Source organism: Agromyces sp. NPDC058126 (assembly GCF_042884595.1).
Classification (GTDB): domain Bacteria; phylum Actinomycetota; class Actinomycetes; order Actinomycetales; family Microbacteriaceae; genus Agromyces.
The window spans coordinates 364,964-386,948 of sequence record NZ_JBHVTS010000005.1; the positions used below are offsets into that span (position 1 = coordinate 364,964).

18 protein-coding genes are annotated in these 21,985 nt (G+C 71.9%); 13 read left to right on the forward strand and 5 right to left on the reverse strand.

Annotated features, from left to right (window positions below; genetic code table 11):
- Positions 1-19 precede the first annotated feature (19 nt).
- A complete protein-coding gene (locus tag ACFVTR_RS16640; protein WP_387039096.1) occupies positions 20-1,732 on the forward strand; it encodes an FAD-binding protein in 1,713 nt (570 codons plus the stop codon).
- Positions 1,733-1,799: 67 nt separating this feature from the next.
- On the opposite strand, the gene ACFVTR_RS16645 is transcribed toward ACFVTR_RS16640, so the two are convergent.
- A complete protein-coding gene (locus tag ACFVTR_RS16645) occupies positions 1,800-2,591 on the reverse strand; it encodes an SDR family NAD(P)-dependent oxidoreductase (protein ID WP_387039098.1) in 792 nt (263 codons plus the stop codon).
- Between the two features lie 139 nt (positions 2,592-2,730).
- Between ACFVTR_RS16645 and ACFVTR_RS16650 the strand changes: the two genes are divergently transcribed.
- The 8 genes from ACFVTR_RS16650 (at position 2,731) to ACFVTR_RS16685 (ending at position 10,549) form a co-directional block, all read left to right on the forward strand.
- Positions 2,731-3,237, forward strand: a complete 507-nt coding sequence (locus ACFVTR_RS16650) for a MarR family winged helix-turn-helix transcriptional regulator (RefSeq protein WP_387039100.1) — start codon at positions 2,731-2,733, stop codon at positions 3,235-3,237.
- A gap of 89 nt (positions 3,238-3,326) precedes the next feature.
- Positions 3,327-3,896, forward strand: a complete 570-nt coding sequence (locus ACFVTR_RS16655) for an ArsR/SmtB family transcription factor (protein WP_387039101.1) — start codon at positions 3,327-3,329, stop codon at positions 3,894-3,896.
- Entirely contained in the window at positions 3,866-5,239 is a 1,374-nt protein-coding gene (locus tag ACFVTR_RS16660) for an MFS transporter (protein ID WP_387039102.1), read from the forward strand. Before ACFVTR_RS16655 ends, ACFVTR_RS16660 begins: the two co-directional genes overlap by 31 nt.
- A gap of 86 nt (positions 5,240-5,325) precedes the next feature.
- Positions 5,326-5,658, forward strand: a complete 333-nt coding sequence (locus ACFVTR_RS16665; RefSeq protein WP_387039105.1) for a PadR family transcriptional regulator — start codon at positions 5,326-5,328, stop codon at positions 5,656-5,658.
- The gene (locus tag ACFVTR_RS16670; RefSeq protein ID WP_387039108.1) at positions 5,655-6,707 is read left to right on the forward strand and encodes a permease prefix domain 1-containing protein; all 1,053 of its coding nucleotides are present in this window, start codon (positions 5,655-5,657) and stop codon (positions 6,705-6,707) included. The genes ACFVTR_RS16665 and ACFVTR_RS16670 overlap by 4 nt, the downstream gene beginning before the upstream one ends.
- A 169-nt stretch (positions 6,708-6,876) precedes the next feature.
- Positions 6,877-7,905 (forward strand): iron ABC transporter substrate-binding protein, encoded by a 1,029-nt coding sequence (locus tag ACFVTR_RS16675; RefSeq protein ID WP_387039111.1) that lies wholly within the window; start codon positions 6,877-6,879, stop codon positions 7,903-7,905.
- Between the two features lie 77 nt (positions 7,906-7,982).
- A complete protein-coding gene (locus ACFVTR_RS16680) occupies positions 7,983-9,458 on the forward strand; it encodes an ABC transporter permease (RefSeq protein WP_387039114.1) in 1,476 nt (491 codons plus the stop codon).
- On the forward strand, positions 9,455-10,549 hold the full coding sequence (locus ACFVTR_RS16685; RefSeq protein ID WP_387039115.1) for an ABC transporter ATP-binding protein: 1,095 nt from the start codon (positions 9,455-9,457) through the stop codon (positions 10,547-10,549). The genes ACFVTR_RS16680 and ACFVTR_RS16685 overlap by 4 nt, the downstream gene beginning before the upstream one ends.
- Here the strand turns inward: ACFVTR_RS16685 and ACFVTR_RS16690 are convergent.
- On the reverse strand, positions 10,537-13,446 hold the full coding sequence (locus tag ACFVTR_RS16690; RefSeq protein WP_387039117.1) for an AMP-binding protein: 2,910 nt from the start codon (positions 13,444-13,446) through the stop codon (positions 10,537-10,539). The two genes, ACFVTR_RS16685 and ACFVTR_RS16690, sit on opposite strands and share 13 nt — an antisense overlap.
- 168 nt (positions 13,447-13,614) lie before the next feature.
- Between ACFVTR_RS16690 and ACFVTR_RS16695 the strand changes: the two genes are divergently transcribed.
- Positions 13,615-14,196: a YdeI family protein gene (locus tag ACFVTR_RS16695; protein ID WP_387039118.1), complete on the forward strand. Its 582-nt coding sequence runs from the start codon at positions 13,615-13,617 to the stop codon at positions 14,194-14,196.
- A gap of 82 nt (positions 14,197-14,278) precedes the next feature.
- On the opposite strand, the gene ACFVTR_RS16700 is transcribed toward ACFVTR_RS16695, so the two are convergent.
- Complete coding sequence (locus ACFVTR_RS16700; RefSeq protein WP_387039120.1) at positions 14,279-15,937, reverse strand: flavin monoamine oxidase family protein; 1,659 nt, start codon at positions 15,935-15,937, stop codon at positions 14,279-14,281.
- Positions 15,938-16,313: 376 nt separating this feature from the next.
- On the opposite strand from ACFVTR_RS16700, the gene ACFVTR_RS16705 reads away from it, so the two are divergent.
- Both ACFVTR_RS16705 and ACFVTR_RS16710 read left to right on the forward strand, forming a co-directional pair.
- Positions 16,314-16,793, forward strand: coding sequence for an Lrp/AsnC family transcriptional regulator (locus tag ACFVTR_RS16705; RefSeq protein ID WP_376947785.1), 480 nt, complete (start codon positions 16,314-16,316; stop codon positions 16,791-16,793).
- Between the two features lie 170 nt (positions 16,794-16,963).
- On the forward strand, positions 16,964-18,463 hold the full coding sequence (locus tag ACFVTR_RS16710; protein ID WP_387039122.1) for a flavin monoamine oxidase family protein: 1,500 nt from the start codon (positions 16,964-16,966) through the stop codon (positions 18,461-18,463).
- 136 nt (positions 18,464-18,599) lie between these two features.
- Here the strand turns inward: ACFVTR_RS16710 and ACFVTR_RS16715 are convergent, their stop codons facing one another.
- Positions 18,600-19,613 carry an SIS domain-containing protein gene (locus tag ACFVTR_RS16715; RefSeq protein ID WP_387039125.1) on the reverse strand — a complete coding sequence of 338 codons (1,014 nt, stop codon included), beginning with the start codon at positions 19,611-19,613 and terminating at the stop codon, positions 18,600-18,602.
- The gene (locus ACFVTR_RS16720; protein WP_387039128.1) at positions 19,577-20,758 is read right to left on the reverse strand and encodes a hypothetical protein; all 1,182 of its coding nucleotides are present in this window, start codon (positions 20,756-20,758) and stop codon (positions 19,577-19,579) included. Before ACFVTR_RS16720 ends, ACFVTR_RS16715 begins: the two co-directional genes overlap by 37 nt.
- 120 nt (positions 20,759-20,878) lie before the next feature.
- Here ACFVTR_RS16720 and ACFVTR_RS16725 point away from each other — a divergent pair, with 120 nt between their 5' ends.
- Positions 20,879-21,982: a spermidine/putrescine ABC transporter substrate-binding protein gene (locus ACFVTR_RS16725; protein WP_387039130.1), complete on the forward strand. Its 1,104-nt coding sequence runs from the start codon at positions 20,879-20,881 to the stop codon at positions 21,980-21,982.
- Positions 21,983-21,985 lie beyond the last annotated feature (3 nt).

A 21,985-nucleotide genomic window follows, 5' to 3' on the forward strand; every position in this document is an offset into this window, starting at 1 on the left:
CATCGATCAAGGAGGATTCATGACCGACACCCGAACCACCCGATCCGAACACCCGAGCGACGAGGTCGACGTGGTCGTCGTCGGATCCGGGGCCGCCGCCTTCGCCACCGCCCTCGGAGCGATCGACGAGGGGCTCACCGTGCTGATGGTCGAGAGCACCGAGCGATTCGGCGGCAATACCGCGATGTCCGGCGGTGGACTCTGGCTGCCGAACAATCCGCTGATGCAGCGCGACGGCGCGCGCGACTCGCGTGAAGAGGCGCTCCGTTACCTCGAGGAGACGGTCAGCGAGCCCGGCCGGTCGTCGAACCGGGCGCGCAAGGAGGCGTTCGTCGACGGCGTCGCCGACTTCGTCCTGACCACCGAACGCTTCGGGTTCCGGTGGATCCGAGCCGACAAGTACCCCGACTACTATCCCGAGCTCCCGGGCGGCAAGATCGGCCGCTCCATCGAGCTCGCCCCGGTCGACAGCAAGCGGATCGGTGCGTGGCGCAAGAAGTCCCGGGCGCTGCTCCCGTTCCCGATGCTCAACAGCGACATGTACCTGCTCGGCCGCGCATGGTCGACGTGGTCGGGCTTCTGGCAGGGCGTCCGCCTCGTCTTCCGCACGCTGGGCGGACTCGTCACCGGCCGCATCCTCGTCGGCATGGGCGCCGCGCTCGCGACCTCGTTCGCGAAGACCGTCGTGCTCGACGGCGGAGTGCCGCTCTGGCTCGACTCGCCCGCCCGGCGACTCGTCGTCGAGGGCGATCGCGTCGTCGGCGTCGAGGTCGAGCGCGACGGCGAACTCGTCACGGTGCGCGCCCGCAAGGGCGTCATGCTCGCCGCCGGTGGATTCGACCGGGATCGCGAGCGACGCAAGGCGCTGCAGGGCGTCGAGGGCAACCCGGCCGGCTCGCCGGGTGCGCTCGGCGGCGGCATCGACATGGCCGCCGCGGTCGGGGCCGACCTCGAGTACATGGAGGACGCCTGGTGGGGCGCCACCGTTCGCCCGGTCGAGGGCGGCCTCAGCTCGTTCATCGTCGGCGAGCGCTCGATGCCGCACTCGCTGCTGGTCGACAAGGAGGGGCGCCGGTTCGCGAACGAGTCGGAGTCGTACGTCGACCTCGGGCATCACATGCTCGAGCACGACGGCGCGACCGGTCCCTACTGGATGATCCTCGACGGCCGGTACGTGAAGCGGTACTTCCTCACCTTCGCCGCCGACCCGAAGGCCAACAAGGCGATGGCGGCGCAGGGCATCAAGGTGACCGCGCCGACCCTCGACGAGCTCGCCGCGAAGATCGGCGTCGACCGCGAGGCGTTCGCCGCCGAGATCGAGAAGTTCAACGGATTCGCCCGCACCGGGCGCGACCAGGACTTCCAGCGCGGCGACTCGGCGTACGACCGCTACTACGGCGATCCGACCATCCTCCCGAACAACAACCTCGCCCCGATCGAGCGCGGCCCGTTCACCGCCTACGAGGTCGTCATCGGCGACCTCGGCACGAAGGGCGGCGTCGTCACCGACGAACACGCGCGGGCACTCCGCGCCGACGGCTCGGTGATCGAGGGGCTCTACTCCGCCGGCAACAACTCGGCCGCGGTGATGGGCCACACCTACCCGGGTCCGGGCTCGACGATCGGGCCGGCCTGCGTGTTCGGCCTCATCGCCGCCCGGCACATGGCGGCGGCGGGCGCCGACGCCGGTGTCGTCGCGACCGAGTCGGTCGCAGCATCCGGGGCCGCCTGAGCGACGCGTCGCGCGCGTGACGGATTCGCCACGCGCGCGACGGGCGCGTCGCCCGCGACGGAGGCGGCTACAGCGTCGCGGTGAGCACGCCGCCGTCGGCTCGGATCGCTGCGCCGTTGGTCGCCGAGGCGAGGGGGCTGGCGAGGTAGGTGACGAGGCCGGCGATCTCCGAAGGATCGAGGAATCGTTCGAGCAGCGTCGTGCTGTTCTGCCCGATGATCGCGGCCTTGACGGCGTCGACGGGAGCGGACTGCGCGTCGGCGATCGAGGCGACGGTCGCGGCGACGCCGTCGGAGTAGGTGGGGCCGCCGAGCACGGTGTTGACCGTGACGGCAGTACCGCGCGTACGTTTCGCGAGCCCGTTGCCGAGGGCGATCATCGCCGCCTTGGTGACGCCGTAATGCACCATGTCGGCCGGGATGTTCACGCCGGAATCGCTGCCGATGAAGAGGACGCGCCCCCATCCCCGTTCCAGCATGCGGGGCAGGAGGCGGCGCGACAGGCGTACTCCGCTCATCACGTTGACCTCGAAGTAGCGACGCCACTCGTCGTCGGAGACCGACTCGAACTCGGCGAGCCCGAAGAGGCCGACGTTGTTGACGAGGATGTCGACCTCGCCGAGGTCGTCGACGAGGCGGTCGACCTCCGCCGGCGCGGAGAAGTCGGCCGCCAGCCCGGTGTGGTCGGCCTCGGGATGCGCGGCGCGCAGCTGAGCCACGGCCGCGTCGACACGGTCGGCCGTGCGCCCGTTCAGGATGACCCGAACGCCCTCGGCGGCGAGCGCGTGCGCGATCGCGAAGCCGATGCCCTGCGTCGATCCGCTGATGAACGCCGTCCTGCCCTGGAGTCGCAGATCCATCTGCATCTCTCCTTCCTGCAGCGCCCGGGCGCCGCAATTCACTTGCTTGGGAAAGTAATCCTAGGAGCAATTCACTTTCCTGAGCAAGTTTCTGAGTTGTCGGTGCCTCCGGGGTCCGCGGGTGCCGTAGCCTCGGATCATGCCGTCGTCGACCGAATCGTCAGGCCTGAGCGAAGCCCACCTCGAGGTGTGGGCCTCCCTCGCCACGCTCCTCGAGCGGCTTCCCGCGGCGCTCGACGCCCAGCTGCAGCGCGACAGCGGCCTCACGCATTTCGAGCACGGGTTGCTGTTCGCGCTCGACAGCGCAGGCGACCGCACGCTCAGGATGAGCACGCTCGCCGGATACGCGAGCAGCACGCTCTCGCGCCTGTCGCGCGCGATCTCACGGCTCGAGCGGAAGGGGTTGGTCCGTCGCCAGGTCGACCCGAGCGATGGGCGGGTCACCCTGGCCGTGCTGACCGACGAGGGGCACGACCTGCTCATCCGGTCGACGCCGGCGCATCACGCGCTCGTCGAGCGGCTCGTGTTCGATGCGCTCACCCCGCAGCAGGTGCGTCAGCTCGGCATCATCGCCGGGCGACTCGCGCAGGCGGTGGACCCGGCCGAGACCTGGAGTCCGGGAGGGGCTCGGGTCCGATCCGCCTGACCGCTCCCGTCGAAGTCGCAGGGTCGGGCGGGGGTGGATATGCACAAGAGTACTTGTACAAAGTTCCTTGTGCATCTATCGTGGGGACCATGGAGACGACACCAGAACCCGACGGCATCCGCGACATCGTCGACGCCGATGTGCTGAAGGCGTTCACGCACCCGCTGCGCAACCGCCTCTACGACCTGCTCGCCGTCGACGGCCCGGCGACCGTGTCGATGCTCGCCGAGCGCGCGGGCGTCGCGATCGGCAGCGTGAGCCACCACCTCGGCATCCTCGCGAGGGCGGGGCTCGTCGTCGAGGCACCCGAACTCGCCCGCGACGCCCGCGAGCACTGGTGGCAGCGCGCGCAGCGGGGCATCCGCTGGTCGTCGTCGGGCCTCGCCGACCCGGCGGCGCGCACGATCGCCGACTCGCTCGAGTCGCAGATGCTCCAGGAGCAGCACGACCGGGCCCGGGAGTGGCTCGCCGAGCGCGACGCGCGTCCTGAGTGGTCCGAGGTCGCCTTCGCGCACCAGTCGCGGCTCTGGCTCAGCCCCGACGAACTCGCCGAGCTCGACGAGGCGATCGTGGCGCTGGTCCGCTCGTACTCGGGGCGCGAGCACGAGGGGCGGGAGGCGGTGCTCCTGTGGGCGCGCGCGTTCCCGAACCGGCCGTGAGCGTCGAGCAGGCGCGCCGCGCCGAGGCAGGGTCGAGGGCGGATGCCACGGGGGCGATCCCGCCCGCGTCGGCGGTGCCGGCTCGGGGTGGAGACGGCAGCGGCGGTCTCCGACGCAACCGCGACTTCCTGCGGCTCTGGGCGGGGGAGGCGGCTTCGGTCACCGGCGCCGGGATGACCAGCGTGCTCCTGCCGCTCGTCGCCGTCGACCTCCTCGACGCCTCGGCGACCTGGATGGGCGTCATCGCGGCGGCCACCTGGCTGCCGTGGCTCGTCGTCGGGCTGCCGCTCGGCGCGTGGGTCGACGGCCGATCGCCGCGCGCCGTGATGATCGGCGCGAACGCGGTCTCGATGCTGGCGTACGTCTCGGTGCCCGTCGCGGCGGTCGTCGGCGTGCTGAGCCTCTGGCAGCTCGTCGTCGTCGCGCTCGTGGTCGGCACCGGCACGATCGCGTTCCGGTCCGCGTACACGAAACTGCTCGTGCGCATCGTTCCCGAGCGCGACCGGCCGGTCGCCAACAGCCTGCTGTTCGGCACCGAGAACGCCGCCAACACGGTGGGGCCGGGGCTCGGCGGCCTCGTCGGCCAGCTCGTCGGCCCGGTGAAGGGCATGCTCGGCGAGGCGCTCGGGCTCGCGATCTCGCTCGTCTGTCTCGTGGTGATGCGGCCGCACCCCGCGGCGTCGGCTCCGCGACGGGAGCCGCTCTGGGCGTCGGTGCGATCGGGCCTCCGGCTCGTGTTCGGCGACCGGCGGCTGCGGTTCTTCGCCCTGCAGGGCGCGGTCGCGAACTTCGGCCTGATCGGGCAGCAGGCGGTCCTCGTGCTGTGGCTGAGTCGCGAGCTGCGTCTCGACTCGGCTGCGATCGGCCTCGTCTTCGCCGTCTCCTCGATCGGCGGCATCGTGGGCGCGCTCGCCGCGCCCGCGCTCGGTCGTCTACTCGGCGACGCGCGCGGCGTCAGCATCACCCTGACGGTCGCGGGGCTCATGCTGCCGCTGCTCGCCTTCGCACAGCCGGGTCCGGTGCTCTGGATCGTGGTCTCGGCGAACGCCGTGGCCGTCGCGGGCATCGTCGCCGCGAACGTGCTGCGGCGCACCTGGGTGCAGTCGTACGTGCCCGAGCACATGCTCGCGCGCCAGAGCACGAGCGCCCAGCTCGTGAACTTCGCGGGCATGCCCATCGCCGGCGTACTGGCGGGGGTGCTCGCCGAGCAGTGGGGGCCTGCCCCGGTGATCTTCGTCATGGGCGTCGTGGCGCTCGTCGCCAACGCGGCCTCGTGGCTGCAGCCCTGGCTCCGTCGCCGCGACCTCCCTCGTCGAACGTTCGAGACGACCGCGGACTCCTGACTCCGGATCGATGAATGCTTGACGTACTACGGCACGCGTAGTACGTTCGGTGGTGCATCAGTCGACGAGTGGAATGGAGGGCCACGATGATCAGTGCCGACGCGATCCGCGGGTACGTCGACCTCATGGTGCTCTCGCTCCTGCGGCAGCGGCCGTCGTACGCCTACGAGCTCGCACAGCAGATCCACGCCGTGACCGGTGCCGAGTACACGATCAAGCAGACCACCCTGTACTCGGCGGTCAAGCGCCTCGAGGGGTCGGGGCTCGTCACTTCGTACGCCGGGGCATCCGAGTCGGGCAAACCACGCACCTACTACCGCATCACCGACGACGGGCTCGCCCACCTCGAGCTGAAGGTCGCCGAGTGGCGCGACACGAAATCGGTCGTCGACCGGTTCATCGAAGGAGTCGAAGCATGAACGTCATCACCGCCTACCTCGAGACGATGTTCGGCGCCTACCCGCCGACCTCGAAGATGCTCGAGGCGAAGGCAGAGCTGCACACGATGATGGAGGACGCCTACCACGGGTACCTCGCAGAGGGCCTCTCCGAGAACGAGGCCGTCGGCCGGGTCATCACCGAGTTCGGCAACCTCGACGAGCTCGCGCCGCAGCTCGGCATCAGCGCCGAGATCGCGCCCGCAGCCGGAGCGTTCGGTGCCGCGGACGGAGCGGCGTCGCCGTCGGCGAGTCGGGCGGCGGCGCCCGCGCCCGTCACGCAGGAGGAAGCCGAGGGGTACGCCGAGGCGCGCCGTCGCAGCGAGCCGCGCGTCGCGCTCGCCGTGGCCATGTTCGTCCTCTCCCCGGCCGTGCTCATCGCGCTGGCGACGCTCACCGGCGGCGGCGCGATCGCCCTCGACCAGCAGGTCGGCGTGCTGATCGGCCTGGGAGTCCTGCTCGTGATGGTGACCGTCGCCGTCATGATGATGGTGCGACGCGGCCAGCTGCTCGAACCGTTCGCGCGGTTGACTGCGGGGGAGTTCACCCGGACGGCGTCCGTCGACCGCTGGGCGCGGCAGCTCGCGCCCGAGGCGTCCCCGCGGCGCACCACCGCCCTGCAGGTCTCGATCGCCCTCTGGATCCTCGCCGTCACCCCGGTGCTCGCCATGAGCCTGCTCGCTCCGCCCGAGGTGACGAAGTCCTGGATCGGTGTCGCGGTCGCCGCGATGCTCGCCATCGTCGCGACCGGGCTGCTCGTCTTCCTTCCGAGCAACTGGGCCGCCTCGGTCGCCGAGACCCTCACGCAGGCCGAGGGCGTCGCCGCGGCATCCGACGACCGACGCGGCATCGTCGGCGTGATCTCGGCCTTCTACTGGCCGCTCGTGGTGGTCGTGTTCCTCGGGTGGAGCTTCATCGGCGGCGACTGGGGCCGCTCGTGGATCATCTGGCCGATCGCCGCCGTGCTCTTCGCGGCGATCTCCTCGGGGCTGCACGCGGTCGAGCGCTACCGCGCCGACCGCGCCGGGTGAGCGCAGGGGTCGCGAGCGGGCGAGCGCCGAGCGCCGCTGGGGACGAGCGGGGCGCCGGAGCGAGCGGGCGAGGGCGAGCACGAGGCATCCGATCGCCGATCGGAGCGAGCCGTTGGGTGCTTTAGGATAGCCTTACCTGCTTGCCTCGGCCTGAAAGGTCCTCCTCCCCATGCGTTCACCCCTGCGCCGCGCCGTCGTGCCCGCCGTCGCCCTCACCCTGCTGCTCAGCGGCTGCGCCGCCGGAGGCGCGGGCGACGCCGCGGTCGACGAGGACGCCCTCGTCGTCTACAACGCGCAGCACGAGGAGCTCACCCAGGAGTGGGCCGACGCGTTCACCGAGGAGACCGGCATCGAGGTCGTGCTCCGCAACGGCGACGACAGCGAGCTCGGCAACCAGCTCGTGCAGGAGGGGGCGGCCTCGAAGGCCGACGTCTTCCTCACCGAGAACTCGCCGGCGATGTCGCTCGTCGAGGAGGCCGGCCTGTTCGCCCCCGTCGACGAGTCGACCCTCGCGCTCGTGCCCGAGCAGTACCGCCCGGCATCCGGTGCGTGGACGGGCATCGCCGCCCGCTCGACGGTGCTCGTCTACAACCCCGAGCTGATCAGCGAGGCCGAGCTCCCCGCCTCGCTCATGGATCTCCAGAAGCCCGAGTGGAAGGATCGCTGGGGCGCCGCCCCGGCGAAGGCCGACTTCCAGGCCATCGTCTCCGCGGTGCTCGAGACGCAGGGCGAAGACGGCGCGCGCGCCTGGCTCGAGGGCATGGCCGAGAACGCGGTCGAGTACCGCAACAACATCGTCACCATGAAGGCGGTCAACGCCGGCGAGGTTCCGGTCGGCATCATCTACCACTACTACTGGTACCGCGATCAGGATGCCGCGGCTGAAGACAGCGGCAACACGAAGCTGCACTACTTCGGCAACCAGGACCCGGGCGCCTTCGTCAGCGTCTCGGGCGGCGGCGTGCTGGAGAACGCGAAGCACCCCGACGAGGCGCAGCAGTTCCTCGCCTTCATCGCGGGCGAGCAGGGCCAGCGGATCCTCGGCGAGGGCTACAGCTTCGAGTACCCCGTCGCCTCGGAGGTGCCCGCGAAGGCGGAGCTGCCCCCGCTCGACACCCTCGACGCCCCCGTGATCGACCCCTCGTCGCTCAACGGCCCGAAGGTGATCGAGCTCATGACGGAAGCCGGCCTGCTCTGACCTCGACGGCGACCACCGCTCCGACGGACGCGACGCATCGGCGTCGGGCGCCCGTCGGTCTGGTCGTCATCGTCGCCGTGCTCGCCGCCGGCGCGCTCGTGCCGATCGGCTACGTCGTGCAGGCGGCCTTCGCGATGGGCTGGGACGAGCTCTCGGCGCTCGTCTTCCGCCCGAAAGTGGGCGAGCTGCTCGTCAACACCGTGCTGCTCGTCGTGATCGGCGTGCCCGCGAGCGTGGTGCTCGGGGTCGGCGCGGCCTGGCTCGTCGAGCGCACGGCGCTGCCCGCGCGGCGGCTCTTCGCCGTCGGGTTCGTGGCGCCGCTCGCCATCCCGGCGTTCGTCGCGAGCTACGGCTGGGCGAGTGCGATCCCGTCGATCAGCGGGCTGTGGGGCGGCGTGCTCGTCGCCGTGCTCGCGTACTTCCCGCTCGTCTACCTGCCGGCGCTCGCCGCGATCCGAGGCCTCGACCCCGCGCTCGAGGAGTCGGCGCGGGCGCTCGGAATGGGATCGTGGGGCGTCTTCGCGCGGGTGGTGCTGCCGCAACTGCGCCTCGCAGTGCTCGGCGGCGCCCTCGTCGTCGCCCTGCACCTGCTCGCCGAGTACGGCGCCTTCGCCTTCCTCCGCTTCGACACCTTCACCACCGCGATCGTCGTCGCCTACCAGGCCACGTTCGCCGGCCCGAACGCCGCTGCCCTCGGCCTCGTGCTCGCCGTGCTCTGCCTCATGCTGCTCGCCGCCGAGTCGCTCGCGCGGGGTCGCGCGCGCTACGCCCGCGTCGGCAGCGGCTCGCCGCACCCGCCGGCACGGCTGCCGCTCGGCGGGCTCGCGCCGCTCGCCGTGGTCGCGGCGGCGGGCATCGTCGTCGCGGCGACGGTCGTGCCCCTCTCGAGCGTCGTCCGCTGGCTCTTCGCCGCCGACGCGCTCGATCTCGCCGCGCTCGTGCCGGCGACCGTGCAGACCCTCGGCCTCTCGATCGGGGGCGCGGTCTGCGCCATCCTCGTCGCGCTGCCGTTCGCGTGGCTCGCGGTGCGCTACCCGAGCCGGCTCGCCCGGCTGCTCGAGGGCGCCGCCTACCTCGCGTCGAGCCTGCCGGCGATCATCGTCGCCCTGGCGCTCGTCGCGACGACGCTCGCGTTCGCCCCGGCCCTCTACCAGACGGCGTTCACCGTGATCGTGGCCTACGTCGTCATCTTCCTCCCGCGCGCGCTCGTGCCGCTGCGAGCCGGACTCTCCCAGGTGCCCGAGTCGCTCGAGGAGGCGGCGCGCTCGCTCGGCGTCGCCCCGTGGGCCGCACGCCTCCGCGTGACCGCGCCGATGCTGGTGCCCGCCGTCGCCGCGGGCGGCGCCCTCGTCGCACTCGGCGCCGCGAACGAGCTGACGGCGACGCTGCTGCTCGCGCCCACGGGCACGCGCACCGTCGCGACGAGCTTCTGGTCCGCGGCATCCTCGCTCGACTACCCGGCCGCCGCGCCCTACGCCGTGCTGCTGGTGCTGCTCTCGGTGCCCGCCGTCGCCCTCATGTTCGCCCATGCCACCGGACGGAGCCTCAGATGACCCTGCGCCTCGACCGCATCTCGAAGTCGTTCGGCGGCACCGAGGTGCTCCGCGACGTCTCGCTCGAGGTGCCCGACGCCACCCGGCTCGCCCTCGTCGGCTCCTCCGGCAGCGGCAAGAGCACGCTGCTGCGGCTGATCGCGGGCTTCGATCGCCCCGACACCGGCACGATCTCCCTCGACGGCCGCGAACTCGCCGGACCCGCCGCGGCGATGCCCGCGCATCGTCGCGGCATCGGGTACGTCGCCCAGGACGGCGCGCTCTTCCCGCACCTCTCGGTCGCCCGCAACATCGCGTTCGCGCTGCCCCGCGGGCCGGGTCGGGCGGCGCGGGTGCGCGAGCTCATGGAGCTCGCCTCGCTCGACCCAGCACTTGCCGAGCGCATGCCGCACGAGCTCTCCGGAGGACAGCAGCAGCGGGTCGCCCTCGCCCGGGCCCTCGCCCTCCGCCCGAGCGTGATCCTCCTCGACGAGCCGTTCAGCGCCCTCGACACCGGGCTGCGCGCGCAGACGCGGCGGGCCGTGATCGACGTGCTCGAGCGCAGCGGCGTGACGGCCGTGCTCGTCACCCACGATCAGGACGAGGCGCTCTCGTTCGGCCAGCAGGTGGGCGTGCTCGCCGGCGGCCGGCTCGTGCAGGCTGGCGATCCGGCGGCGGTGTTCGACGCGCCCATCGATGCCGGGGTCGCCGAGTTCCTCGGCGACGTCGTCATGGTGCCGGCGCGGTCGGCGGGGGCCGACCTGGCCGACTGCGCGTTCGGATGCCTCGTGGTGCGCCACGATCGCAGCGGCGGCGCCGAGCGGGTGTGCGCGATGCTGCGGCCCGAGCAGTTGCGCCTGGATCCTGGCGCGGCCGACGGCAACGCGACCGTCATCGGCGTGCGTCGCACGGGCGCCTCGGCGGAGCTGCGGCTGCGGCTCGGTGCCGCCGAGTTCCCGGTCGAGGTGACGCATCGCGTCCCGCTGCACGAGGCGGGCCGCTTCGAGCCCGGCTGCCCCGTGCAGGTCGCGGTCGACGGCGGCGTCGTGCTCTACCCCGAGCACGATCGGCCGACGGCCGCTCCGGCCGCCGCGGTCGCTCAGTCCGACTGAGCCGCTGACGCACCCGCGCGGGCGACCGTCGTCCTCGGGACGTCGTGCTCACCGCCTGACCTCGCACGACGTGCACTCGCGCGTGCCGCGAACGCGCTGCGCGCACGGCCCGTCAGCTTCGACAGCCGACCGCTCGCCGTGACGTACACGCGCCAGGCGAGCACGCCGACCGCGAGCGACAGGAGGGTGCCGAGCCAGGGCGCGGTCGCCTCGAACGGCGGATACACCTGCCAGTGCGTGAGGTAGATGAACATCGAGGCGGTCGCGAGCGTCACGACGAGGGGGAGGAGCAGGCGCGGCAGCGGGATCGTCCGGATCCAGATGAGTGCGAGCACCCCGCCAGCGACGATCGCCTCGCGACCGGGGTCGCCGAAGAAGCCGAAGGAGCTCGCGACCGCGAGCACCGAGACGAGCAGCCGCCGGGCGGTCGTGTCGGCGCGGGCGACCAGCCAGCCGAGCGCGATGAGCCAGACCACCACGGGGGCGCTGTACCGCTCGACGAACTCGGCCTCGGGGCCGGCGATCGCGAAGCGTGCGGCGAGTGCGACCGCAAGGGCGCCGAGGGCGAAGCCGAAGGGCGCCCGCCGCTCGAGCCGGTCGACCGCGCGCACGCCGAACAGCAGCGCGAGGCCGACGATCGTCCACACGGCCGCTTCGAGGAACCAGAACTGCCACTGCTCGTTCCATCGGCCGTCGCTCGGCACCAGGTTGTTGACGAGCAGGGCCGTGGCAGGTCGGTACTGCGCGGTCACGAGTGCGACCGCGCCGATCCAGAGCACCGCGGGCACCGCGAGCTGCACGGCGCTCCGGGCGAGTCGGCGCACCCGGGTCGCGCCCGGCACCGGAGCGAGCTGGAACCGTGCGAGGTTGTAGCCCGCGACGGCGAGCAGCAGGTGCGCGCCGCCCTTCACCATGAACAGGTCGGCGTGCGTGCCGACGATGAGCACGATCGCCGCGGCACGGAGCACCGCGGGCGTTTCGAGGCGCACCAGGCGGGGGCGGCGGCGAGGCGGTGCGCCGGAGCCGGGGGCGGATGCCTCGTGGTAGGAACCGCCCGTCGCCGATGCGCCGACCGCGGGGGCACCGGGCGCACCTGCGGGCCCCGGAACCGTCTCGGCGGTCGCGCTCGCGGTCGCGGCCGCGGTTGCGACCGTCGTGCCGCTCGAGCCGCCGAGCGTGGCGAGTTCGCGGGCGGTCAGCTGCGGCCAGTCGCGGGGGAGCGGCCCGAGCAGCTCCTCCAGCCGGAGCGACACCTCGATGTAGCTCAGCGAGTCGCCGCCGAGGCCCGCGAACGAGTCGTCGGGGCCGGCAGTCGGCCGACCCAGCAGCGTCGCGAACAGGTCGCGAACGCGACCCGGGTCGGCGGCGGCGGTCGCGGTCGTCGAGCCGTCTGCGAGGGCCGTGCGCGACTCGTTCGACACACGATCGTGGTCGGCGGCGAAGCGCACGAGGGCCGCGGTGTCGGGCTTCCCGCTCGAGGTCCGCGGGAACTCGTCGACCGCGTAGGCGGCGACGGCGTGCAACGGCAGCCCCGTGAGCGCCGCGGCCCGCTCGCGCACCCGCACGGCGACGCGCTCGGACGTCGCGAAGACGAGCAGCCGGGCGTCGTCGGTCGCCGCGCGCGCGGTGAGCCCCTCCTCGGCGAGCAGGCGCTCGACCCGATCGAGGTCGAGGCGCAGGCCGAACACCTTGGCGAAACGGTTCGCGCGCCCGACGATCTCGAAGAGGCCGTCGGCGCGTCGGCGCGCCAGGTCGCCCGTGCGGAGCTCGTGCACCGTGCGCTCGACCGCGAAGTCGGCCGGCGTCTCGGCGTAGCCGAGCATCACGTTCGGACCCTCGTACACGAGTTCGCCGGTGCCGGTGTCCGCGCCGAGTCCGTCGCCGGGAGCGTCGCCGGCGAGCGGCGCATTGCCCGAGGCATCCGCTTCGCCCTCGATGCCGCCGAGCGGATCGATGCGCAACCGACCGCCGGGGATCGGCCGGCCGATGGCGCCGGCGGCGCTCGCCGCGAGCTCGGGCGGGAGATACGCCATGCGCGCCGTCGCCTCGGTCTGCCCGTACATGACGAACAGCTCGAAGCCGCGACGCTCGCCGAGCGCGGCGAAGCGTCGCACCGCGTCGGGCGCGAGGCGCCCGCCCGCCTGGGTGAGGGTGCGCAGGCTCGGCAGCTCGCGGTCGGCGAAGCCACCGGCCTCGAGCAGCTCGAAGGTGTACGGCACGCCGGCGAACGACGTGACGCGGTGCTCGGATGCCTCGTGCCAGAAGGTCTCGTCGGTGACCGATCGTTCGGTGAGCAGCAGGCTCGCCCCGGCGAGCAGGTGGCTGTTCACGACGGAGAGCCCGTAGCAGTACTGCAGCGGGAGCGTGGTGGCGGCGCGATCGGCCGGCCCGATGCGGAGGTACTCGGCGATCGCGGCGGCGTTGCTCCGCAGGTTCTCGGTCGAGAGGCGCACGAGCTTCGGCGAGCCCGTCGACCCAGAGGTGCTGGCGAGCAGGGCGAGCTCGGGGTGGAGCTCGTGCCGGGTGCCGGGGTGGCGCTCCTCGAGGGTCCAGCCGGCCTCGCCGTGGTCGTCGATGCCGTTGCGGGCGATCACGTCGGGGTCGAAGCGCTCGACGAGCGCGGCGCGGTTCCGGCACGCGGTCTCGTCGCCCTCGCCCGGCACGAAGAGCACCGGGTGGCCGCCCTCGAGCGCCGCGAGGTACGTGACGACGGGTTCGATGGCGTTGCCCGCCTCGATCATCACGAGACGACGGGTCGTGCCGAGCTCGTCACGACGCCGGGCGACCCGATCGCCGAGTTCGGCGTAGTCGACGACCCGGCCGTGGGCGACGAGCGCGGGGTCTGCCGGACGGCCGCCGAGCATCGAGACGCCGATGGCGGGTGCGGTCAGGAGCATCGAGCAGGGCTTTCAGAGCAGGGGAGGGTGCCGAGTGGCGAAGGGATGAGGTGAGCCTACCCTAACTCGTCGAAGCCATTCGTCCGCTCCTGCATCTCGACGCTCATCCTGTCGGGGGTGCGCCCTACGATGGGCAGCACCCTGGACGTCCCTCGAGAAGAGCCTGAGATGAGCCCCGAGATCACCCCCTTCGTCGTCGCCGACCGCGCAGCCTGGCGCGCCTGGCTCGACGCGAACGAAGAGAGCTCCGACGGCGTGTGGCTGCTGCTCGCGAAGAAGGGCACCACCGAGCCGACCACCCTGAGCTACGCCGAAGCGCTCGACGAGGCGCTCTGCAGCGGCTGGATCGACGGGCAGAAGCGCAGCCACGACGCCGCCTGCTTCCTGCAGCGGTTCACGCCGCGGCGACGCGCGTCGCTCTGGTCGCAGCGCAACATCGGCCTCGTCGCAGGGCTCGCCGATGAGGGGCGCATGCGCGCCCGCGGGCAGTCGGAGATCGATCGTGCGAAGGCCGACGGGCGCTGGGAGCGCGCCTACGCCGGCTCGTCGACGATCGAGGTGCCCGACGACCTCGCGGCGGCGCTCGCCGCGTCACCCGCGGCATCCGAACTCTTCGACCGTCTCAACGCCACCAACCGGTACGCCGTGCTCCACCGCGTCACGACCGCGCCGAGCGCGACCAGCCGGGCGAACCGGCTCGCGAAGCTCGTCGGCGGCCTCGAACGGGGCGAGACGCCGTACCCGCAGTGAGCACGCGGGTCGATCGGTGGCGGGCCTCCGCGCCGCGGCCGCGTTCGGGGGCGCCCGCGACACGGAATCCCGCGCATCCCGATCAGGAGAGCGCGACCGCCTTCGCCGCCCGCTCGCCCGAGACGACGGCACCGTTGAGGAAGCCGAAGTACTCGACGCTCGTGTGCTCGCCCGCGAAGTGCACGTTGCCCTCGGGCGCCGAGCCGACGCCGAACAGCTGCGTGTACTGACCGGGGCGCGGGCAGGTGTACGCACCCTTCGACCAGCGGTTCGCCCACCAGTAGTCGCGGTAGGCCTTACCCGAGTACGCGGCGGTCACGCCGGGGAAGATCGGCTCGAGCTGCGCGAGATACCCCTGCACCTGCGCCGCCGGCGCGGTGCCGAACGGCGCGCCCGACCATCCCTTCACCTGGTCGCCCGACGGGAAGAAGTTGTAGACGCCGACCGGCAGCGGATGCGAGGCGGTGTCATCCCAGCCGCACTGGAAGCCGGAGGGGTTCGTGTAGGCCGCCCCGCCGAAGCCCTGCTCCACCCACGGCCGGTGCGAGACCTGCACGTGGATCTTCGCGTTCGCCCCGAGACCGAGCTCGTCGATCGCGCGCCGCGTCAGGGCCGAGAAGCCCGATTGGCTGAGATCGCAGTCGCGCAGCGTCGTGTACGGCAACGCGAGGATGACCCGGTCGACCGTCTTGTCGATCGTCTGGTTGCCGACCGTGAAGCTCAGCCGCACCGTGCCGTCGGCGTTGCGCTTCACCGCGACGAGCTCGTGAGCGTAGCGCACCGTGTTCGAGGGGAGCTCGGCGATCATGCGGGTCACGATCTGGTCGTTGCCGCCGCGCACGAGGTACTTCTCGTCGGCGCCGTTGATGGGCGAGAGGCTGTTCTGCGAGTTCCAGCCGAGCAGGTACACGAGGTTCAGGGCTGACTGCTCGTGCGACTCGAGCCCGTACTCGGCCATCGCGTTCGACTGCATGAGCTTCGCGAAGCGGCTCGACAGGCCCCCGGGCACCTTCGCCGCGAGCCACTCGTCGACGGTCATCTCGTCGAGCGCCACGCCCGCTGCCGTGTGCACATCGTGGGTCTGGCAGTAGGGAGCTGCGGCGAGGTCGGCCTTCATCGCCTGGTACACCTGCCCCCAGTCGTCGTTCGCGTCGTCGTACGGGTAGTCGGCGCCGTCGATGCGGTACTTGTCGACCCAGCCCCCGTAGCTGCCGCCCGACACCACGTCGAGGCTCAGCCCGAGGTTCGACGCGAGGCTGCGGATCGCGTTGTGGTCGGTGTTGATGAGCGCACCGCCGTGCTCGACGACGATGCCCTCGTCGAAGAAGCCGCGCAGGCTGTAGCAGCGCCCGCCGGCCCGGGAACTGCCCTCGTAGATGGTCGATGCGATGCCCTTGGTGCGCCAGAGCCAGTGCGCCGCGCGGGTGCCGGCGAGTCCGGCGCCGACGATCGCGACGCTCGGGGCGGGAGCCGGCTTCGCCACGGCCGCCGCGGCCGGCATCGGCGAGGCCATCGCGAGGGCCGCGCCGGCGCCGGCGATGCCCGCGACCCTGAGGGCGTCGCGCCGGCTGGGCGGCAGGCTGCCGAGTTCCGTCGAACCGGATGCCTCGGCGCGGGCCTCGGCCGCTTCGCCGAGCACCTCGTCGACCGGGATGCCGCGCCGTTCGGCCTCGCCGTGGGCGCGCAGGATCGAGCCGATCCGAGTGGTGAGCGGCGTGGTGCCGCGGGGGATTGCCTTCATGAAGAACCTCGCTGTCCGTCTCGGTGGAGCGTTGCTGAACATGGTGCAAGTCGATGGCCGCCGTCGTGACGAGTGGATGATTCGTCATGCCGAGCGAAACCCAGCTGTTGATTTGTGAGAAGTTGAGTCAGATGATTGCGCATTCCACAAGACTCCGCAAGGATGGCCGTCAGATTGGCCCCGGGGCGAGTCGTCATGCGCTCGAGGGGCATCGCAAGTCCGACCGATCGAGAGAGGAACCCGTCATGACCCATCCGTCGTCAGCGCAGCCGCGGTCATCGTCCCTTCGGCGCAGGGCCGCCCCATGATCGACCTCCCCGACGGCGTGCCGCAGCCGGATCGACCGAGCCCCGACGATCCGCGCTAGCCTCGACCCGTGAACGAGCTCGACGGCCTGGACCACCTCGACCGCCGCATCATCGCGGCGCTGCAGGTGGACGGACGGCGCCCGATCTCCAGCCTCGCCGCCGAGTTCGACGTGCCCGCCTCGTCGGTGCGCTACCGCCTGAAGAAGCTGGAGGACGAAGGGGTCCTCCAGGTCGTCGGGATCGCGAACCCCCTGGCCATCGGCTTCGACCGGCTCGCCCTCGTCGGGGTGCGTGTACGGCCGGGGACGGCCCGGGCCGTCTGCGCGTCGCTCGCGGCGCTGCCCGAGACGAGCTACGTCGTGATCACGAGCGGCAGGTTCGACGTGATGGTCGAGGTGATCTGCCGCGACGTCGCGCACATCGTGGACGTCCTGGAGAACAAGATCGGCGCCGTCGACGGCGTCGTCTCGACCGAGTCGTTCTTCGTGCTCGAAGTGCACAAGCTCGCGTACGGGTGGGGCGTCCCCGAGGTCTCGAGCGCCGACTAGGCGCCTCCGCATCCGCCCCCGCCCCCGCCCCCGCAGGTCCCCATCGCGCGCTCCGTCCGGTCTCGACGGAGCGCGAACCGACGCGCATGCAGCGGAGCATGCCGTCGCGCCGATCGCCCGATCACGGGCATCGCGCTCATCGAACGATCCGACAACGAAGGAGTTGCACCATGGAGAACATCAGCCGTCGCGGCCTCCTGCTGGGCGGGCTCGCCGCCGCAGGAGGACTCGCCGAATTCGCCGCTGCCGGCCCGCCGATCGGCCCGGGCAACGGTCACGGCAACGGGACGCCCTCGCTGAAGCATGCGACGGGCGACAAGAAGAACTGGGACGTGATCGTCGTCGGAGCCGGTGCCGCGGGCATCGGTGCTGCGCGCCGCCTCACCGACCAGAACCCCGGGCTGCGGGTCGTGATCGTCGAGGCGCGCGACCGGATCGGCGGCCGCATGTACACCGATCGCACCTCCATGGGCATTCCTGTCGAGCGCGGCTGCGAGCTCGTGCACGGCGGCCCCTACGCGCCGACCTACCCCTGGATCGAGCAGGCCGGGTTCGACCTGCGGATGTTCCAGCACAACTACATCCGTCTCGCCGATGCGCCGGCGTCCTCGGCGTCGTCGCAGTGGCACCAGTGGGACTCGCCGAGCTCGTGGCTCTTCCCCTTGGGCATCCCCGAGGGGCTCGTCCAGTACGACCCGGCAGGGCAGAACCTGCCCCTGCCGGCTGCGCTGCCCGGCGAGAAGGCCGACGCGTACCTGCGGCGCCTCGGCGTGACCGCGACGAACACGCCGAGCGGCCTCATCTACGAGCTGACCGACGACAGCGAGCCGCTCTACAACACGGCCGCGACTCGCGCCGTCGGGCCGCTGCGGGACTGCATCCGGTACACGCTGCACCCCGACCAGGCGCCGGAGCCCGAGATCCTGGATCCGAACGACCCCCGGTACGACGACGGCGACTACAAGATCATCGGCGGCTACGACCAGCTGCTCCGCTACATCGCCGGGGATGTCCCGGTGATGCTGCGGACCGTGGTCGAGGAGGTCGACTACACCGCCAACGGCGTCGAGCTGCGCACCTCGAAGGGCACGATGTCCGCGAAGCGCGTGGTGTTCGCCGTCCCCGCCGGTGTCATGAAGCGCCGCGACATCGCCTTCACCCAGGGTCTGCCGGCCGCGAAGTGGGCGGCCTTCGACGCGTTCACCTACAGCAACATCTTCAAGTGCGTGCTCGAGTTCAAGGACAAGGTGTTCACGCCGAACGGCGGTGACGACTGGGGCTACGCCGAGTCGATGGATCACTTCCCGACGACGCTCTGGAACGCCTCGATCGCCCACACCCGCTACAAGGGGCAGGTCATCGTCGGGTGGGAGACGGGCGCCGCCGCACGTGAGCTCCACGCGCTCCCGCTCGAGCAGAAGTACCAGGCCGTGCTCGAGGTCGTGCGCAGGTCGGCGGGCGACCATGGGCTGAAGTACCACAAGGCCGTGATGACCGATTGGGCCAACGAACCCTATTCGTGGGGACCGTACGGAAGCGGCGGGAGCTCGGCCGACATGGCGGCGACGGTCGACGGCGTCCTCTACTGGGCGGGCATGCGCACGAGCACGGTCTCCTCGTCGTACACCTCGGGCGTGACGCAGGCGGACCAGTTGCTGCGGGGGCTCTAGCCGGCGCAGCCCGGCCGGGAGCCGAGACGACCGCCGCCCCCGAACGATCGGCATCGTTCGGGAGCGGCGGTTCATCGCGTGACGACGATGGCGTCCGGGTCGAGGTGGGCCCTCACGCGGTCGCGGCCGACGCGGCTCAGCCGTGCGTGTTCGCGCCCTCCCCGTCGAGGAGGCGGTTCGCCACGAGCTCGCCGACGAGCACCTCGGCGAGCAGGGCGGCGTCGGCGTCGTCGTCATGCCGATGGCGGACGACGAGTTCGGCGCCCGGCAGCGCGGAGCCGACCGACATGAGGCGCGAGCCGCGCGAGGCCATCCACTCGAGGGCCTGCGCGTCCCACGCCGATCCGGCGAACACCAGCGCGCGGTAGTCCTGCGTCTTCGTGAGGTACACGTCGACGTGCGACCAGTCGCCGGTCTCGGAGGCGAAGGCGCCGACGCGCGGCACCTCGCGCAGCATGAGCGCCGACTGCTGCGCGCTCGAGAGCCGTTCGACCGGGGCGAGCGTCCAGGCGCCGGACGGCCCGGCGAGCAGTCGGGTCGCGGGGTCGAGCCAGTCGGCCGAGCTGTGCACGAGGTCGGCCGTGGCCTCGGCGGCGCGGCGCAGCACGGCGGCGTCGAACCGGGCGGGACGGGCGGCGCCGTGGGCAGGCCGGAGCGCGTGCAGCACCGCGTCGAGCACGGCGAACGTCGCGCGGAAGGTGCGGCACGCGATGCCGGAGGCCTCGACGCCCGCGACGAGGGGAACGACGACGTCGGCACGCTCGCCGAGCGGCGAGTCGGGGCGGTTCGTGATCGCGACGAGTCGGCCGGTACCCCGGTAATGCTCGATGGCGCGCAGCACCTCGACGCTGCCCCCGGTCGCCGAGACGGCGACGACGACGAGGTCGGGGGACGGCGGCGGGAGCAGGGCGGCGCTCGCGAGCTCGACGACGACGTTGAGGCCGGACGCCCGGTGGCGGCGCGCGACGACGTCGGCGGCGTAGCGGCTCGAGCCCATGCCGAGCACGAGCACGCGTGGGGCCGGGCCGAGTCCCGAGCCGAGCGCGCCGACGGCGTCGAGGCCGGGGAGGCCGGCCTCCAGCGCGTCGGCGAGCGCGCCGAGCGTGTCGGGGATCAGGTCGAGGTCGGTGCGAAAGGCGGCGGGGTCCACGGGGCCTCCGGGTGGTCGTCGGTCGGGCGGTGACGGTGCGTGATGGCGGCGTCGGGGGCGTAGCGCCAGACCGGCAGGAACCGGTCGGCGTAGTGCAGCTCGGCGACGAGCTGCTCGGCGCGGAAGCCCGGCACGAGCGACTCGTCGAACAGCTCGGGGCGCGAGAGCTCGGCCCGGTACGCCTCGAGCAGCGCGGCCTGGGCCCGGTCGGACCACTCGAAGGCCCTGGCGTCGGCGCGACCGACGCGTCGCTGGGCGACGGCGGCGACGAGGTCGAGGGAGACGAGGAGGTGTGCGAGGTCGCGTGCGGCGGCATCGGCGCGCTCGCGGTCGTCGGACGAGAGCTGCGGGTCGCCGTCGAAGTCGATGACGGTGTAGCGGCGGCCGTCGACCCCGGGCGATGCCAGGACCTGGCCGACGTGGAGGTCGCCGTGGATCGGGAACTCGAGTCCGGCCGCTGTGCCGTCGAGCGAGCGGATGTCCCGGGCGAGCGACTCGCGTCGATTGTGCAGTCGCGCGCCGCCGGCTCCGTCGGCCGGGTCGGTGGCAGACAGCGCCCGAGCGAGGGCGTCGTCGGCGCGAGCGCGGCGGGCCTCCGGCGCTCGGGTGCCCGACGGGGTCGCGGTGCGACCCAGGACGTCGTGGATCCGGGCGATCCTGGTGCCGAGCAGGGCCGGCCAGTCGGGTTCGGTGCCCGTCGCGAGGTGCTCGACGACGTCGTCGACGGCCCAGGTCCAGCCGTCGTCGGCGCCCGGCAGGTATTCGGTGACGATCGCGACGGTCGACTCGCCGAGGGCGGGATGCCGCCACCCGACCCGTCCGACGAGGCGGTCGACGTCGCCGCTGCCGGCGTCGGCGAGGCGCTCGAGCAGGATCGCGGCCCGGTCGGCGGCGGCCCAGCGACCGACGATCTTCACGACGAGTCGCTCGTCGACGATGACCGAGATGTTGGTCTGGTCGACCGTGATCGCACGCTCGCGGGCGTCGGCCGGGATCGCGTCGCCGACCACCGATCGCGCGAGGGCCCGGCCGAGTCCGTCGCCGGCGGCGGGACGCCGCCCGTCGACGAGCACGACGCCGTCATCGTCGACGGAGAGTGCTCGTCCGTCGACGTTCGGTCGCTCACCGCTCATCATCGAGTTCATTGAATACGGATTATAACTATTCGGCAACCCGCGCTCCAGTACTCTCTCGGGGGCATTGCCATTTCTTGACGACCGATGCAACAATCGCTCAACCTTGTTCATCGTTGCAGGAGGTTCCACATGCGCTCGACCCGCCGCATCGCCGCCGCCGCGGCCGGCACACTCGCGCTCGCTCTCGCCGCCACGTCGTGCTCGACCGGTGGCGGAGGCGGGGGAGAAGCCCTCGACCCCGACGCCGACCTGAGCCAGCAGACGCTCACCGTGTCGGTCTGGGCCGACTACTACCCCGAGGACCTCGCCGAGCAGTTCGAGGAGGCGACGGGCGTCAAGACGACGATCGTCAACCACACCACCAATGAAGACATCGTCGCGAAGCTGACCGCGAGCGCCGACCCCGGCATCGACGTCGCGTTCGTCTCGGGCCAGTACGCGCAGGCGCTCGGCGAGCAGGGGCTGCTCCAGGAGCTCGACAAGTCGCTCATCCCCAATGAGGAGAACCTCTACCCGGAGGCCCTCGAACTCGGCTACGACGAGGGCAACGTGTACTCGGAGCCCTACGCCTGGGGCACCACCGGCCTCTGCTACCGCCCCGACCTCACCGGCTTCGCGCCCACGTCGTGGAACGACCTGCTCGACCCGAAGCCCGAGCTCGTCGGCAAGACGACGATGCTCTCGACCGACCGCTGGCTCGCGATGCCCGCGCTCAAGGCGCAGGGGCACTCGCTCAACACCACCGACGACGCCGAGCTCGACGAGGCGAAGGCCCAGCTCCTCGAGACGAAGTCGACGCTGCTCGCCTACGACGACACCACCTTCTACTCGAAGCTCGTCTCGGGCGAGGCCGCCCTCGTCGAGGCGTGGGACGGCTGGTGCAACTACGGCATCGCCGAGAACCCCGACATCGAGTTCGTGATCCCCGACGAGGGCGCCGACCTCTGGGTCGACACGATGACGGTGCTCAAGAGCTCGGAGAACAAGGAGGCCGCCATGGCCTTCATCAACTACATCCTCGATCCCGAGGTGCAGACCTGGGTGGCCGAGAACATCCTCTACAAGGTGCCGAACCAGGCGGCGATGGAGGCGCTCGACCCCGCCCTCATCGAGCAGTACCCGACCCTCGGCATCTCGGTCGACGAACTCTTCGAGCAGGAGGTGATCGTCGACCTCGGCGAGGACTCGCTGAAGTACGTCGACCTCAACGCCGAAGTGCTCGCGACGAACTGACGC